16 protein-coding genes are annotated in these 15,185 nt (G+C 73.7%); 6 read left to right on the plus strand and 10 right to left on the minus strand.

Annotation, left to right across the window (positions count from 1 at the left end):
- Window positions 1-16 precede the first annotated feature (16 nt).
- Complete coding sequence (locus ACFVU3_RS26530) at window positions 17-610, minus strand: flavin reductase family protein (RefSeq protein WP_390069962.1); 594 nt, start codon at window positions 608-610, stop codon at window positions 17-19.
- A gap of 78 nt (window positions 611-688) precedes the next feature.
- Here ACFVU3_RS26530 and ACFVU3_RS26535 point away from each other — a divergent pair, with 78 nt between their 5' ends.
- Window positions 689-1,135 carry a nuclear transport factor 2 family protein gene (locus ACFVU3_RS26535; protein ID WP_390069964.1) on the plus strand — a complete coding sequence of 149 codons (447 nt, stop codon included), beginning with the start codon at window positions 689-691 and terminating at the stop codon, window positions 1,133-1,135.
- 204 nt (window positions 1,136-1,339) lie between these two features.
- Window positions 1,340-2,929: an apolipoprotein N-acyltransferase gene (gene lnt, locus ACFVU3_RS26540; RefSeq protein ID WP_390069966.1), complete on the plus strand. Its 1,590-nt coding sequence runs from the start codon at window positions 1,340-1,342 to the stop codon at window positions 2,927-2,929.
- On the opposite strand, the gene ACFVU3_RS26545 is transcribed toward lnt, so the two are convergent.
- Together ACFVU3_RS26545 and ACFVU3_RS26550 are read right to left on the minus strand one after the other, a co-directional pair.
- Window positions 2,874-3,779, minus strand: coding sequence for a Gfo/Idh/MocA family protein (locus tag ACFVU3_RS26545; protein ID WP_390069968.1), 906 nt, complete (start codon window positions 3,777-3,779; stop codon window positions 2,874-2,876). The two genes, lnt and ACFVU3_RS26545, sit on opposite strands and share 56 nt — an antisense overlap.
- A gap of 61 nt (window positions 3,780-3,840) precedes the next feature.
- Window positions 3,841-5,031, minus strand: a complete 1,191-nt coding sequence (locus ACFVU3_RS26550) for an FAD-dependent monooxygenase (RefSeq protein ID WP_390069970.1) — start codon at window positions 5,029-5,031, stop codon at window positions 3,841-3,843.
- A 152-nt stretch (window positions 5,032-5,183) separates the two neighbouring features.
- Here ACFVU3_RS26550 and ACFVU3_RS26555 point away from each other — a divergent pair, with 152 nt between their 5' ends.
- The 3 genes from ACFVU3_RS26555 to ACFVU3_RS26565 all read left to right on the plus strand — a co-directional run bounded on the left by ACFVU3_RS26555 (window position 5,184) and on the right by ACFVU3_RS26565 (window position 7,000).
- Window positions 5,184-5,846 carry a TetR/AcrR family transcriptional regulator gene (locus ACFVU3_RS26555; RefSeq protein WP_390069972.1) on the plus strand — a complete coding sequence of 221 codons (663 nt, stop codon included), beginning with the start codon at window positions 5,184-5,186 and terminating at the stop codon, window positions 5,844-5,846.
- Window positions 5,834-6,373, plus strand: a complete 540-nt coding sequence (locus ACFVU3_RS26560) for a DinB family protein (RefSeq protein ID WP_390069974.1) — start codon at window positions 5,834-5,836, stop codon at window positions 6,371-6,373. The genes ACFVU3_RS26555 and ACFVU3_RS26560 overlap by 13 nt, the downstream gene beginning before the upstream one ends.
- A gap of 114 nt (window positions 6,374-6,487) precedes the next feature.
- Entirely contained in the window at window positions 6,488-7,000 is a 513-nt protein-coding gene (locus ACFVU3_RS26565) for a hypothetical protein (RefSeq protein ID WP_390069976.1), read from the plus strand.
- Window positions 7,001-7,009: 9 nt separating this feature from the next.
- Here ACFVU3_RS26565 and ACFVU3_RS26570 read toward each other — a convergent pair whose 3' ends face one another.
- The 7 genes from ACFVU3_RS26570 to ACFVU3_RS26600 form a co-directional block, all read right to left on the minus strand.
- Window positions 7,010-7,483, minus strand: a complete 474-nt coding sequence (locus ACFVU3_RS26570; protein WP_390069978.1) for a hypothetical protein — start codon at window positions 7,481-7,483, stop codon at window positions 7,010-7,012.
- A gap of 71 nt (window positions 7,484-7,554) precedes the next feature.
- Entirely contained in the window at window positions 7,555-8,238 is a 684-nt protein-coding gene (gene ung, locus ACFVU3_RS26575; RefSeq protein ID WP_390069980.1) for a uracil-DNA glycosylase, read from the minus strand.
- A gap of 90 nt (window positions 8,239-8,328) precedes the next feature.
- The gene (locus tag ACFVU3_RS26580; RefSeq protein WP_390069982.1) at window positions 8,329-9,909 is read right to left on the minus strand and encodes an ABC transporter substrate-binding protein; all 1,581 of its coding nucleotides are present in this window, start codon (window positions 9,907-9,909) and stop codon (window positions 8,329-8,331) included.
- A 148-nt stretch (window positions 9,910-10,057) separates the two neighbouring features.
- A complete protein-coding gene (locus ACFVU3_RS26585) occupies window positions 10,058-10,825 on the minus strand; it encodes an SDR family oxidoreductase (RefSeq protein ID WP_390069984.1) in 768 nt (255 codons plus the stop codon).
- Window positions 10,826-10,855: 30 nt separating this feature from the next.
- Complete coding sequence (gene fabG, locus ACFVU3_RS26590; RefSeq protein ID WP_390069986.1) at window positions 10,856-11,617, minus strand: 3-oxoacyl-ACP reductase FabG; 762 nt, start codon at window positions 11,615-11,617, stop codon at window positions 10,856-10,858.
- Window positions 11,618-11,784: 167 nt separating this feature from the next.
- Entirely contained in the window at window positions 11,785-12,168 is a 384-nt protein-coding gene (locus ACFVU3_RS26595) for a DUF3037 domain-containing protein (protein ID WP_390069988.1), read from the minus strand.
- Window positions 12,165-13,019 carry a HipA family kinase gene (locus ACFVU3_RS26600; RefSeq protein WP_390069990.1) on the minus strand — a complete coding sequence of 285 codons (855 nt, stop codon included), beginning with the start codon at window positions 13,017-13,019 and terminating at the stop codon, window positions 12,165-12,167. The genes ACFVU3_RS26595 and ACFVU3_RS26600 overlap by 4 nt, the downstream gene beginning before the upstream one ends.
- A gap of 376 nt (window positions 13,020-13,395) precedes the next feature.
- On the opposite strand from ACFVU3_RS26600, the gene ACFVU3_RS26605 reads away from it, so the two are divergent.
- Window positions 13,396-15,090 (plus strand): right-handed parallel beta-helix repeat-containing protein, encoded by a 1,695-nt coding sequence (locus ACFVU3_RS26605; RefSeq protein ID WP_390069992.1) that lies wholly within the window; start codon window positions 13,396-13,398, stop codon window positions 15,088-15,090.
- The last annotated feature ends 95 nt before the right edge of the window (window positions 15,091-15,185 follow it).

Genomic DNA, 15,185 nt, shown 5'->3' on the forward strand with positions numbered 1-15,185 from the left:
CCGCCCCTTCCGTCTCTCAGCGCGCGTACGGCACGCGGGCGATCTCGCGGACGCCTCCGAACGTGCCCCACTCGTTCTTCCCCAGCCGGGTCAGCGGGCGCATCCGCGTGATCTCCGGGTGGCCGTCGGTCATGTACGCCTCGTCGACGGCCACGTGCACGACCCGCCCGAAGACCACCGTCGAGTCCCCGATCCGGAGCGTGCTGTGCAGTTCGCACTCCAGGGCCACCGGGGAGGCGGCCACGCGCGGTGCCTTCACCCGGAGGCTCGGCTCGCGCTCCACGCCGCACGCGTCGAACTCGCTCGTCCCGCGCGGGAAGTCCGTCGCCGTCGCGTTGATCTGCTCGAAGAGCCCCTCGGGGGCGAGGTTCACCACGAACTCCCCGGTCTCCTCCACGTTGCGCAGCGAGTCCTTCCGGCCGACGGAGGTGAACTGCACGACCGGCGGGTTCGCCGAGGCGATGGTGAAGAAGGAGTGCGGGGCGAGGTTGTCCGTGCCGTCGGCGGAGACCGTGGACACCCAGGCGATCGGCCGGGGGACGACCGTCGCCGTCAGCAGACGGTAGACGGAGACGGGTTCGGTCAGGGCAGGGTCGACGTCGATGCGCATCCGGCCAGTATGACCGTCGTTCGGGACAGGGGGCGCACGCCTCTTGGCGCGGCACGCCCGCTGCCCGACACTGAGGCGATGACACAGCGCGTGGACCTCGCGAACGTGATGGACCGGCTCGCCGTGGAGGACCTGGTCACCGGATACGCGGCAGCCGTGGACGACGCCGACTGGACCGCCTACCGGGCCCTCTTCACCCCCGACGGACGCGCCGACTACACCGGCTCCGGCGGCGTCGAGGGACCCGCGGGCGAGGTGGCCGACTGGCTGGCCGGGACGATGGCGCTCTTCCCCGTCCGCCAGCACCTCATCGTCAACCGGCGGGTCACCCTGCACCGGCCCGGCGGCTATCCCGAGACCGGCGACACGGCCGACGTCCGCGCCGACTACGTCAACCCGATGCGGATGACCTCCGGCGACGACTTCGTCTGCGGCGGCCGGTACGCCTTCGCCGCCCGGCGCACCCCGGACGGCTGGCGGCTGCGCTCCGTCGTCGTGGAGGAACGCTGGCGCCGGCTCCCCTGACCGGGCGGCGCGGAGGAACACCGGCGCCGCATCCTCCGGCCGGGCATCGCGCAGGAACACCGCCAGGCCCCTGACCGGGCGGCGCGGAGGAACACGGCGCCGGCTCCCCCGCCGGGCATCGCGGAGGAACACGGCGCCGGCTCCCCTGGCCGGGCCCGCCCGGGTGGACGGGCGCAGACTGGAGGCGACGGGCGGGAGGCACGGATGCGGAACCCCATCGGGCGCGCGGAGCCGGACGCCGGGGACGTCACGCCCCGGCGGACGGCGGGCCTGCTCCGGTCGCTGCTCGCCGTCGTCCTCGGCGCGCTGCCGGCGCTCGCCTTCCCCGCTCCCGGGCTGTGGTGGTGGGCGTACGTCTCCCTGGTGCCCTGGCTGCTGCTGATCCGGACGGCCCCGGGCGCGCGGCGCGCGGCGCTGGACGGATGGTGCGGGGGCATCGGCTTCCTGCTGGCCGTGCACCACTGGCTGCTGCCGAGCGTCCATGTGTTCCTGCTGGTCATGGCGGTGCTGCTGGGGCTGCTCTGGCTGCCGTGGGGCGTGCTCGCGCGGGCGCTGCTCGGCGGTGCGCCGACCCCGGCGCGGGCCGCCGCGGCGCTGTGCGCGGTGCCGTCGGGGTGGCTGATGATCGAGCTGGTGCGGTCGTGGGAGGGCCTGGGCGGGCCGTGGGGGCTGCTCGGCGCGAGCCAGTGGAACGTCCCGCCGGCGCTGCGTCTGGCCTCGGTGGGCGGGGTGTGGCTGGTGAGCCTGCTGGTGGTGGCGGTGAACACGGCCCTGGTGCTGCTGATCGCCGTGCCGGGGCTGCGGGTGGTGGGGGTGGCGGGGCTCGCCGCCTGCGCGCTGGTGGCGGGCACCGCGGCGTGGGGCGTCGGTGCGCCGCGGCCGGCCGGAGTGGTGCGGGTGGCGCTGGTGCAGCCGGGGGTGCACGGCGGGACCGACGGTGCCGAGCGACGGCTCGACCGGGCCGCGGAGCTGACCCGCGGCCTCGCCGGGCAGCGGCTCGACCTGGTGGTGTGGGGCGAGAGCGGGGTGGGCCGGGACCCGGCCGGTGACGCGGCGCTCACCGCGCGGCTGACCGCGCTGGCGCGGACGGTGGACGCGCCGCTGCTGGTGAACGTGGACGCGCGGCGGGCGGACCGTCCCGGCATCTACAAGAGCGCGCTGCTGTTCGCGCCCGACGGGCCCACCGGCGACCGGTACGACAAGATGCGGCTCGTGCCGTTCGGCGAGTACGTGCCGGCCCGGGGGCTGCTCGGCTGGGCGACCTCCGTGGGCAAGGCGGCGACGGAGGACCGGCGCCGGGGCACGGAACCGGTCGTGATGCGGTTGCCCGACGGCGAGCGGCCGCTCACGGTCGGCCCGCTGGTCTGCTTCGAGTCCGCGTTCCCCGACATGAGCCGCCGCCTGGCCCGGGACGGAGCCGATCTGCTGGTGGTGCAGTCCGCGACCAGCACCTTCCAGCACAGTTGGGCACCCGCACAACACGCGTCGCTGGCCGCGCTGCGGGCGGCGGAGACGGGCCGCCCCGTGGTGCACGCGACGCTGACCGGGGTCGGCGCCGCGTACGGCCCCGACGGACGCCGCGTGGGACCGCCCGTCGGCACGGACGCGAGCGCCGCCGTCGTACGGGAACTGCCCCTGTCGGAGTCGACGACGGCGTACGCCCGCTGGGGCGACTGGCCGGTGTACGGGGCGTTCGCGGTGGTCGGCGCCGTGTGCGCGGCCGCGGGGGCCGGTGCGTTCAGGCGGCCTGCTCCAGGGAGTCGCGGACGACGCGCTCGCACAGTTCGTGGGTGAGCAGGGCGTCGCGGGCGCTGAGCGTCCGGCCGTCCCGGACCGCGTCGAGGAAGGCCAGCACGGACTGCTCGATGCCTCGCTGCCGGGCGACCGGCACCCAGTCGCCGCGGCGGCGGACGGTGGGCTGGCCCTTGTGGTCGACGACCTCGGCGAGGTTGACGACCTGACGCTTGGTGTCCTGGCCGGAGACCTCCAGGACCTCTTCGGTGGAGCCGTTCATCCGGTTCATCATGCCGATGGCGGTGAAGCCGTCGCCGGAGAGCTGGAGCACCACGTGGTGCATGAGGCCGTCGCGGACCCGGGCGCGGACGTCGATGTGGTCGGCCTCGCCGGGGAGCAGGAAGCGGAGGGTGTCGACGACGTGGATGAAGTCGTCGAGGACCAGGGTGCGCGGGTCCTCGGGGAGCCCGATGCGGTTCTTCTGCAGCAGGATCAGGTCGCGCGGGTGGTCGAGGCACTGGGCGTAGCCGGGGGCGAGGCGGCGGTTGAACCCGACGGCGAGGGAGACGGCCCGCTTCTCGGCCAGCTCGACGATGCGCTCGGAGTCGGCGTAGTCGTAGGCGAGCGGCTTGTCGACGTACGTGGGGACGCCGGCGTCGAGGAGCCGGGTGGCGATCTCGGCGTGGGCGGCGGTGGGGGCGTGCACGAAGGCCGCGTCGAGACCGGTGGAGAGCAGCGAGTCGAGGTCCCGGTGGCGGCGCGCGGCCGGCAGGTGGTGGGTGTCGGCGACCCGGTCCAGGGTGGCGGGGGTGCGGGTCTGGAGGTGGAGTTCGGTCCCGGGGAGGGTGGCGAGGACGGGCAGGTACGCCTTCTGCGCGATGTCGCCGAGTCCGATGCAGCCGATCTTCACGGGGTCTCCCTCTGCGGTGGTCCGACGGCCCGTGGCACGGGGGCCGTTCGCGCTGGTCAGCTTACGCGGGACGGCTCTCCGGGGCGGTCGGCGGGCGCCAGTCGGCGATGCCGTCGAAGCCGCGGAGGACGAAACCGGGGCCGAAGCGCGAGACGGTCCGGACGAGGGTGTCGCGCAGGGCGACGGCGGGGCGGGCCGAGACGAGGGTGAGGGCACCGGTGCGGGCCGCCTTGCGGACGAGGGCGGTGGTGCGGGGCAGCCGGTCGGCGGTGTGGGCGGCGAGCGCCGGGCCGGGGTCGAAGGCGGCCGGGGTGCGGGCGTGGTGCGCCAGGACGACGGCGTCCTCGATGGCTTGGTTCCCGCCCTGTCCGAGGGTGGGCATCATCGCGTGCGCGGCGTCGCCGATGAGTGCGGTACGGCCCCGGTGGTGGGCGGGCAGCGGGTCGGTGAGGTGGTGGACGTCGTGGCGCAGGATCCCGGCGGGGTCGGCCGCGGCGAGGATCTCCGGCACGGGGTGGTGCCAGTCGCCGAAGAGCCGGAGGAGTTCGGCCCGCTCGCCGTCGGGGGCGTGGGCGCCGGCGGGCGCGGCGGCCATGGCGTACGCGTAGATCCGGCCGTCCTTGAGGGGCTGGGTGCCCCAGAGGCGGCCGGCGCCCCAGGTCTCGTGCGGGGCGAAGGGCCGCTCGGGGGCGGGGACGACGAGCCGCCAGGTGGTGCAGCCGGAGTAGCGGGGGCCGGGGTGGGCGGGGAAGAGCGCGGCGCGGGCGGCGGAGCGGATCCCGTCGGCGGCGACGACGAGCTCGGCCTCCTGGACGCCGTCGGGGGTGGCGACGCGGGCGGGGGTGCGGGCGTCGCCGGGGTGGTCGAGGGTGGCGGGCGCGCCGGTGCGGACCGTGTCGGCGGGGAGGGCGGAGGCGAGGAGTTCGACGAGGGTGGCGCGGTGGAGGAGGACGAGGGGGTCGCCGAAGCGGGCGGCGGCGGCGCGGGCGTCGGTGCGGGCGAGCCAGCGTCCGTCCGGGGAGCGCATCCCGCCGTCGCCCTGCCAGGCGGCGAGCGCGCGGACGCGGTCGCCGAGGCCGATCACGTCGAGGGCGCGCAGGGCGTTGGGGGCGAGGCCGATGCCGGCGCCGACGGGGGCGAGGTCGTCGGCGCGTTCGAGGACGGTGACGTTCCAGCCGCGCCGGTGGAGGGCGACGGCGGCGGTGAGGCCGCCGATGCCCGCTCCCAGGACGACGGCACGGTGCGGTGTCATGACTGCTCCCTCGGGTCGGGCGGGTCGGGCGGATCACGGACGGCGGCGGCGCTCTCCGGCGCCGGTCGCCCACCCTGTACTACAGGTGTAGTCGGCCGGACGTTCCGACCGTACTACAGGTGTAGTCGAGAAGCGATGGGTAGGTTGTCCCCATGACCGCGCACACCCCCGACCAGGCCGCCACCGCTCCCCCGACCCGCGCCGAGCGGATCGGCGACGCGGCGCTCGGCCTGCTGGTGGAGCGCGGGATGCGCGGGCTGACCCACCGCGCGGTGGACGAGCGGGCCGGGCTGCCGCAGGGCTCGACCTCCAATCACGCGCGCACCCGCCAGGCCCTGCTGGAGACGGCCGTACGGCGGCAGGCCGAGCGCGAGGCGCGGGTCCTCACCCCGGACGAGCTGCCGCCGCCCGGCGCCGGCCCCGGGGTCCTCGCGGACGCCCTCGCGCTCGCGCTGCACCGCTATCTGACCGATCACCGGGCGCTGCTGGTCTCCCGCTACGAGCTGGCCCTGGAGGCGACCCGCCGCCCCGAGCTGCGCGGCTTCTTCGACCGGACCGGCTCCGCCTTCCACGACCCGGTGACCGCGATGATGCGCGGCGCCGGTTCGCCCGAGCCGGAGCGGCACGCGCTCTCGGTCATCGCCTGGTGCGAGGGGCTGATGTTCTCCTGCGCCGCCGGCTCCTTCCACTCGGCCGTGCCGAGCCGCGCGGAACTGCGGACCGGCTTCGGCGAACTGCTGCGCGGGATGCTCACCGGGCCGTCGCCGCAAACCGCTGGCGGCGGCCCCGACGGTCCGTCACGATGCCCCGTATGAGCAGCGATCACACCGCGGCACCCGACCGCGTCTGGCCCGCCACCACCACCGGCGAGCGCCAGGCGCTGGAGCAGTGGCTCGACTTCCATCGCTCGACCCTCGCGCTGAAGTGCGCGGACCTCACCGACGCGCAGCTCCGCACCGTCTCCGTCCCGCCCTCGGAGCTCAGCCTGCTGGGGCTGGTCCGCCACATGGCCGAGGTCGAGCGCGGCTGGTTCCGGAAGGTCCTCGGCGGCGAGGAGACCCCCTGGCTCTACGCCACCGACGAGGACTTCGACCGGGACATCCACACCACCGAGGACGACAGCTACGAGGAGGCGTACGCCACCTGGCAGGCGGAGATCGCCCACGCTCGCGCGCTCGCGTCCGGCCGGGCCCTGGACGACCTCGGCGAGGGCTCCCACCACCGCACCGGCGACCTCATCAACCTGCGCTGGATCTACCTCCACATGATCGAGGAGTACGCGCGGCACAACGGCCACGCCGACCTCATCCGCCAGCGGATCGACGGCGCCACCGGCGCCTGACGCCCGGCCCGGGGCCGGACCCGGTCAAGCGGGGTGACCGGGCGCTCACCCGTGCGGGGCATTCCCCGCCGGTAGGGGTTCGAAGATCGCCGCGGGACCAGCAGAGTGGCGCGGGTGGACCGAACCCGAACCCCCGCGCGCCTCCTGGCCGGAGCGGCCGTCGCCGCCGCCCTGACCGGGTGCGTGGCCGTCGACGGACCGCCTCCGGCGCCCGTGCCGGCCTCCGCGCCCACCGCCGATCCCGTACGCCCCGCCCAGGACGTCGCGCCGCAGATCGTCCTCCAGGGACCGGCCAGGGAAGCGCTCGAAGCGGCCCTCCCGTCCCCGGCGCCCGCCGCCGCCCCGCCGCGCGGCGAGACCCGCCGCGCCACCGGCGGCGCCGGACCGTCCCGTGCCCCCTCGCCCGAGCCCTCCGCGTCCGCGCCCCGGCGGGCCACGGCCCGGCCCGAGGCCCGGGTCCCCTCCCCCGCCGTGCCCGAAACGCGGGATGCCGGCCGGGCGGCGGAGCCGCCGCGGGAGGCACCGCCGGTCACCGTGAAGGACGTGTGCGACCTGGGCGAGCGGTACGGCGGCTGGGACCCCGCGAGCGTGCAGGCCGGGCTGTGCCGGGACGCCTACCGGCGCTGAGTCCGGTGCTCAGCCCTCGCGGAGCCGCCGGTCCAGCCGGTCGATCGCGGCCCGGACGCCCATCCCGTACCGGTCGTCGTCGAGGGCCTCGGAGGCGGCGCGGGCCCGGTCCAGATGGGCCCGCGCGGCGTCCGGCCGCCGCAGCTTGGCGTAGTCGGCGGCGAGGTTGAGGTGGAGCGAGGGGTAGAGGGCCCGGAGGGCGGCGGCCTGGTCGTGCGCGGCGAGCCGCCCGTCCTCCAGCCCCTCGGCGGCGCTCAGGGCGCGCAGGTCCCAGGCCAGTTCGGTGTCCGGATCGTCCTGGGCGTCCGCCAGGTAGTGGGCGAGGGTGCAGCGGTGCAGGGGGTCGCCCTCGGGCCCGAGCTGCTGCCACAGGTCGCCGAGGCGGTTGCGGGCTTCCTCCCGGTCGCCCCCGTGGAGCAGCATCCTGGCCTGCCCGATCCTGGTCAGGACCCCCTCGTCCGACGTCCGCTGCTGCTCGGTCACCGCGGCCTCCCGGCGCTCGCACTGCGTGGAGGTCCGACGCTAACCGCCCGCGGGCCCGATCACGCCGAGGCTCAGCCGAGGTCGGGGATGCGCCAGTCGATCGGCTCGTGGCCCTGGGCGGCGACGGCCGCGTCGATCTGGGTGAAGGGCTGCGAGCCGAAGAACTTCTTCGCCGACAGCGGCGAGGGGTGCGCGCCCTTCACCACGATGTGCCGCTCCTCGTCGATGAGGGGCAGCTTCTTCTGGGCGTAGTTGCCCCAGAGGACGAAGACGGCGGGGTCGGGGCGGGAGGCGACGGCCGTGATGACCGCGTCGGTGAACTTCTCCCAGCCCTTGCCCTTGTGCGAGTTCGCCTCGCCGGCGCGGACGGTGAGGACCGCGTTGAGCAGCAGGACGCCCTGCTCGGCCCACGGCATCAGGTAGCCGTTGTCCGGGACCGGGTGGCCCAGCTCGGTCTGCATCTCCTTGTAGATGTTCCGCAGCGACGGCGGGGTCTTCACGCCGGGGCGGACGGAGAAGCACAGGCCGTGGCCCTGTCCCTCGCCGTGGTACGGGTCCTGACCGAGGATCAGGACCTTGACCTTGTCGTACGGGGTGGCGGACAGGGCCGCGAAGACCTCGTCCTTCGGCGGGTAGACCGGCCCGGCGGCCCGCTCCTGCTCGACGAACTCGGCGAGCTGTGCGAAGTACGGCTTGTCCAGCTCCTCGCCGAGGACGCCCCGCCAGGACTCGGGCAGCATGTTGATGTCGGTCACGGTCCACAACCTCCGGTGGTTCGGCAGTTCCGGTACGGAACCTACCGGGGCCCACTGACAGCGGGCCCCGGCGGCCTCCGGTACGGACTCCTACCAGCTGGCCCGGCGGTGCAGCTCCCACAGCTGCATGACGGTCTGCGGGTCGAGCGCGCGCTCGCCGCCGCCGATGTCCTCACGGGCCGCGATGTACAGCTTGCCCTGCCACAGGGGCAGCAGCCGGACGTCGTCGACCATGATCGACTGGGCCTCGACGAACTCGTCCGTGACGGCCCCGCGGTCGCTCTCGCGGCGGGACTTGGGCAGCAGCTCGTCGGTGATCCGCGGGCTCAGGTAGGGCGTGCCCAGGACGTTCTTCTTGCCGAGGAAGGGGGCGATGAAGTTGTCCGGGTCCGGGAAGTCCGGGAACCATCCACGGCCGAAGACGGGGTACTCGCCCTGCTGGTAGGCGGCCTGGTACTCGGTCCACGGCTTGCCCTGGATGGTGACCTTGAAGAGCCCGGACTCCTCCAGCTGGCGCTTCAGCTCGGCGAACTCGGCCGCCGTCGAGGAGCCGTACCGGTCGGTCGTGTACCAGAAGCTCAGTTCGACCTTCTTGGTGATGCCGGCCTCGCGCAGGATCTTCTTCGCCTTGGCCTTGTCGGGGTGGCCGTAGGTGTCGAAGAACTTGGTGGTGTGGGCGGCGATGCCCTTGGGGACCATCGAGTACAGCGGCTCGGCGGTGCCCCGGTAGACCTTGCTGACCAGTTCGTCGCGGTTGACGAGCTGCGCGATGGCACGGCGGACGGCCGGGTCGGCGACGGACTCGTCCTCGGTGTTGAAGACCAGGTAGCGGATGTCGGCGCCGGTGGACTCGACGAGCTGGAGGCCCTTGTTCTCCTCCTTGTCCTCCTCGAGCGAGGTCACCTCCTCGGCGGTCAGACCGCGGTAGGTGGCGTCGATCTCCTCGGCCCGCAGCGCCTTGACCATCGCCTCCGAGTGGTCGAAGTACTTGATGGTCACGCCGCCGTTCTTGCGGTCGGCGAAGCCCTTGTAGTTCGGGTTGCGGGTCAGCTCGGCCTGCTTGCGCTCCTCGTACGCGTCGAGGACGTAGGGGCCGGAGCCGGCGATCTTGCCGTCCTTCTTGCGGAGCTGGTCGGCCGGGTACTCGGCCGGGTCCACGATCGACATCGCCGGGGTGGCGAGGACGAAGGGGAAGGTGGCGTCGGCCTTGTTGAGCTTGAAGACGATGGTGCGGTCGCCGACCGTCTCGACGGAGTCGAGCGAGCCGAGCATGCCGTTGGGGCCGCCCTCGGCGTCGATGGTGCGGATGCGCTCGATGGAGTGCTGCACGGCCTTGGCGTCGAGCGTGTGGCCGTTGGAGAACTTGAGCCCCTCGAAGAGCGTGCACTCGAAGACCCGGCTGGACGCGTCGGTGAATTTGCATTCGGCCGCGTCCGGCTTCGGCGAGGTGCTTCCCGTCGGGAAACTCACCAGGGTCTGGTAGACGTTCCTGAAAAGCTCCCAGGAATTGTCCCAGGAAGCCGCGGGATCGAGCGTCGAGGGAGAACTCGTCGTCCCGATCGTGATCCTCTGCTCCCCGGCGGATTCGGTATCCGAGAAAACACCGCATCCGGATACCAGGGATATGGACGCAAGGGCTGCAGCGGCCTGCAGACTCGTCCGGTTGAACACGTGCACGCTCCTCGTTCAGCCTGGGGTCGGCCGACGATACCGCAGTACCCCGCCAGGTCAATGGGCGAGCCCGGCGGGGCACTTGAGGCAATCGAGATGCAACCGGGGCCAATCCGGACAGGGAATCCGGAAAGTGTCCGGTAATCGGTCACCCGACTCCGGCGTTCAGGAAAATGCCCCCGTCGACGACCAGCGTCTGACCGGTGATCCACCCCGACTGGTCCGAGGTCAGGAAGGCCGCGGCGCCCCCGATGTCCTCCGGCACGCCCAGCCGGCCCATCGGGTAGGCGGCGGCCGCCTCGGCCTCCCGGCCCTCGTAGAGCGCCTGCGCGAATTTCGTCTTCACGACGGCCGGCGCGATGGCATTCACCCGGACGACCGGCGCGAATTCATGCGCGAGCTGCTGGGTCAGGTTGATCATCGCGGCCTTGCTCACCCCGTACGCCCCGATGAACGGGGAGGCGGAGATTCCGGCGACGGAGGCGATGTTCACGATCGCGCCGCCGTTCTCCTTCTGCCACGCGTGCCAGGTCCGCTGCGCGAAACCGAGCGCGGAGACGACATTCGTCTCGAAGACCTTTCGGGCCACATCCAGGTCCAGGTCCGCGAGGGGACCGAAGACCGGGTTCGTGCCGGCGTTGTTCACCAGGTGGTCGACACGGCCGAAGGCGTCCATCGCGGCCGCGACGGCGGCGGCCTGGTGGACGGGGTCGTGGGCCTTGCCCGCGACCCCGACGGCCCGGTCGGCCCCGAGGCGCTCCACGGCCTCCTTGAGGGCGTCCTCACCCCGTCCGGTGATGACGACCCGGTCGCCGCGGGCGACGAGCGCCTCGGCGATGCCGTAGCCGATGCCCCGGCTGGCGCCGGTGACGAGTGCGACCTTGCCGGAAAGCTCCGGCAGCTGCTGTGCGGTCATCCCGTTCTCCTTGCTCTCGCCGCGCCGGGGTCAGTTGAGCGGGCCGCCGGCCACGTACATGACCTGGCCGGAGACGAAGCCGGCGTCGTCGCCCGTGAAGAAGGCGATGGCGTTGGCGACGTCCTCGGGGCGGCCGACGCGCTGGACCGGGATCATCGAGGCGGCGGCGGCCTGGAAGTCCTCGAAGCCCATGCCGACGCGCTCGGCCGTCTGGGCGGTCATCTCGGTGACGATGAAGCCGGGGGCGACCGCGTTGGCCGTGACGCCGAACTTGCCGAGCTCCTTGGCGAGGGTCTTGGTGAAGCCCTGGAGGCCGGCCTTGACGGCGGAGTAGTTGGCCTGGCCGCGGTTGCCGAGCGCCGAGGAGGACGAGAGCGAGACGATCCGGCCGAAGCCCGCGTCCACCATGTGCTTCTGACATGCCTTCGCCATCAGGAACGCGCCCTTGAGGTGCACGTTCATGACGAGGTCCCAGTCGGACTCCGACATCTTGAAGAGCAGGTTGTCACGGAGGACGCCGGCGTTGTTCACGAGGATCGTGGGCGCGCCGAGCTCGGCGGCGACGCGGGCGATCGCGGCCTCCACCTGGGCGCCGTCGGAGACGTCGCAGCCGACCGCGAGGGCGCGGCCGCCGGCCGCGGTGATCTTCTCGACGGTCTCCTTGCAGGCCGCCTCGTCGAGGTCGAGGACGGCGACGGCGCGGCCCTCGGCCGCGAGGCGGAGCGCGGTGGCGGCGCCGATGCCCCGTGCGGCACCGGTGACGACGGCTACGCGCTGCTCGGTGGTGGACATGCTTGCTTCTCCTCGCCCTCAGGGGTCCCGGGCTCTCCCCGGGCTCATGAGCGACCGCTTAGTATCGCCCGCAGGACGAGACGCTAGAAGCCCTGGCACCCGGTGTCAACGGCCCACCGGGTGCACCCCGTCACTCCGCCGTCACTCCGCGCGCGGGAGGCGGCGCGTCACCGCACGAGGAGGTCGAGCAGGCGTTCCACCTCGGCCCCGGGGTCGCCGGTGAGACCGGTGTGGACCGGGCCGGGCTGGACCACCGTGGAGCGCGGCGCGATCAGCCAGCGGAAGCGCCGGCCCGCGTCGTCCCCCGCGGCCTGCCCCGCCGCGTCGCCGCCCAGGCAGACGCCCTCGACGGCGCGCAGGGCGGCCCGGACGCCGGTGACGTCGGCCGCCGGGTCGAGGGCGGCCAGCTTGGCCTCGTCGAGGTGGGTGCGGGCGGCGACGAAGGAGCGGGCACGGCAGTAGACGACCACGCCCGCGTTGAAGCACTCGCCGCGCTCGACGCGCGGCACCACGCGCAGCAGCGCGTACTCGAAGACATCGCGGTCGGTCACGTGGTGCTGTCCTTGTCGCTGTTCTCGGTGGCCTGCGGCCGGGGGGCGAGGCGCTCGGCGAGCCAGCCGGGCGGCTGCTGCGGCCTGCGGTCGGTGCGCGGCCCGAGGGTGATCCGCTCGTGGATGGTGGCGGCGCGGGACAGCAGCGCCTCGACGTAGGCGGCGCGCAGCGCGTCGGTGGAGTCGAAGCCGGGCTCGTCCACCAGCCACTCGTCGGGCACGTCGGCGGCGACCTCGTCGAGCAGCTCGCGGGTGACGAGCGGCGCCAGCTCGGCGGCGGCCGCGGCGACGTCCGGGCCGAAGGGGGCGAGGGCGTGGTCGGAGGCGTCGTACGGCTTGGCGGCGGAGGCGGCGGCACCCGGCCAGTTGTGGTGCCAGATCATGGTGGCGCCGTGGTCGATGAGCCAGAGCTCGCCGTGCCAGACGAGCATGTTCGGGTTGCGCCAGGAGCGGTCCACGTTGTTGATGACCGCGTCGAACCAGACGACCTTCCCGGCCTCCGCAGGGTCGACCTCGAACGCGAGCGGGTCGAAGCCGAGGGAGCCGGGAAGGAAGTCCATGCCCAGGTTGAGGCCGCCGCTGGCCTTGAGCAGCTCCTGCACCTCCTGGTCGGGCTCGGAGAGCCCGATGACGGGGTCGAGCTCGATGGCGACCAGCTCGGGCACGCGGAGCCCGAGGCGCCGGGCGAGCTGCCCGCAGATCACCTCGGCGACGAGGGTCTTGCGGCCCTGCCCGGCACCGGTGAATTTCATGACATACGTGCCGAGATCGTCGGCCTCGACGATCCCGGGGAGCGATCCGCCCTCACGCAAGGGCGTGACGTAGCGGGTCGCTACGACCTCGTTCAACACTTTCCCAGGCCACCCATCTCTTCGTCCTCGTACGCCGCGGACGGCTTCCGAGGGGGCGCGGAACCCGGCATCCCCCACCGGCGACCCCGGGGAGGACCTAGGGCTCCGGACGGGCCGGCCCCCGCTCTCCCGGCGGCCCTTCGGCGGCGCCTCGCCCCTCCCGCCGGCCTCCGGCATGAAGGGAACAGCGTAACCGAGGGTGACCGTGGACGCGGGGGCGCCGAGCCGCCGGACCGGGGCCGGCGGGCCCCTCCGGGCGCGGGCGCCAGGCATGACTCGGATGCCGCACGCCTGTCGGCGTTTCTCCCGCGCCCTTTCTGACAGTCTGCTGCTTCATGTCCCATATGCGGTATCGGAACGTCCCCAGGGGGTACGTGTGAACGCGGTGAACCGGAGCCGGACGACGAGAGCCGCGGCGGGGGTCTCGGCCGCGCTGCTCCTGCTGCTGTCGACGGGGTGCGACGTGCCGGGGGTCTACCGGCCCGCCCGGCCGGCCACCGGCGGCCCCTACACGTTCTACGTGAGCGCGGACGGCAGCGACGAGAACGACGGCATGTCGCCCGGGAAACCGTGGCGGACCCTCGACCACGCGAACTCGGCGAACTTCCGCCCGGGCGACAGGCTCCGGCTGAAGGGCGGCCAGCGGTTCCGCGGCGCGATCACCCTGGAACGGGGCGAGGCGGGCAGCCCGGCGCGGCCGGTGGTGATCGAGTCGTACGGAAAGGGCCGGGCCACGATCGCGCCCCGCGGCACCTCCGGCATCACCGTGCACGACACCGCGGGCGTGGAGATCAGGAACATCGCGCTGGCCGGCGACCGCACGTCGCTGCGCGAGGGGGTCGGGATCGCGCTCCGGGCCACCCGCCCCGGAGGCCGGGAGCTCCACCACGTCCGGATCACGGACGTGGAGGCCCGCGGCTTCCAGAACGGGATCAGCATCGGAGCCGAGGGCGGCGCCGTCACGGGCTACAGCGACGTGCGCATCAGCAAGGTCTCCCTGCACCACAACCTGGAGGCCGGACTCGTCGTCTACGGACCCGCGTTCGAGGAGGACCGCCCCGCCTACGCGCATTCCGGGCTCCGGATCGAGCGGGTGACGGCGTACTCCAACTCCGGCGACCCGGAGAGCGACCGGCGGAACACCGGGAGCGGCATCGCGCTCGGCAGCGTACGGGACGCCAGGGTGACGCGTTCCGTGGCCCACGACAACGGCGCGCGCTCCTCGGCCGGCGCCGACGAGGGTCCCGAGGGAATCTGGGTGTACGACTCCACCCGCGTCGTCCTGGAGAACAACCGCTCCTACCGCAACCGGACCGGCTCCCGGGTGGACGGCGGCGGGTTCGGGCTCGACAACAACGTGTCCCATTCCGTCATGCAGTACAACCTCGCCTACGGCAACGACGGGCCGGGCTTCCTCGTCTACTCCGGAAAGGCGACCGGCGCGCACCGCGACAACGTCGTCCGCTTCAACATGAGCTGGGACGACGCCCGCAAGCTCCCCGAGTACGGAGGCATCGTCGCCTACGGCACCCGCATGAAGAACCTGCAGATCTACCACAACACGGTCGTGATGCGGACGCGCGGCCTCGCGTCCGCGAAGGCGGCCGGGACACGGCCCCCGGCGCTGCGGCTCCGCGACGGCATGCGGGGCGTCGAGGTGCACGACAACCTCTTCGCCACGGACGGGGGTCCCCTGGTCGACGCGCAGTCGGCGTACCGCACCGGCACGCACGAGCTGCGGGGCAACCTCTACCACAGCACGGGTCCCTGGTCCCTGACCTGGGGGACCCGGCGCTACACCGACCTCGCCGACTGGCGCACGGCCTCCCGCCAGGAGATCCTCGACGGCGATCCGGCAGGCACCCAGGACGACCCGTGCCTGCGGGCGCTGACCGTGCCCGTCGGCGACCCCGCGGGGGCGGAGAACCTCGTGCCGCGGTGCGGGAGCGGCGCGTTCGTCACCATGGGTCCGGAGGTGGCGGGCGTCGACGTGGGTCCGGTCGACTACTTCGGCGACCGGGTGCCGGACACCCGGCGGCCCGGGGCCGCGCAGACCGACCCCACCGACTGAACGGGGACGCCGCCGCCCCGGTCCGGGCGGCGGCGTCCGGGCGGAGGACGCCGCCGCCATGACGCCGAGCCGCCCTCCCGGTCCTGGACCGGGAG

The organism is Streptomyces sp. NPDC058052 (assembly GCF_042885515.1).
Lineage (GTDB): Bacteria > Actinomycetota > Actinomycetes > Streptomycetales > Streptomycetaceae > Streptomyces.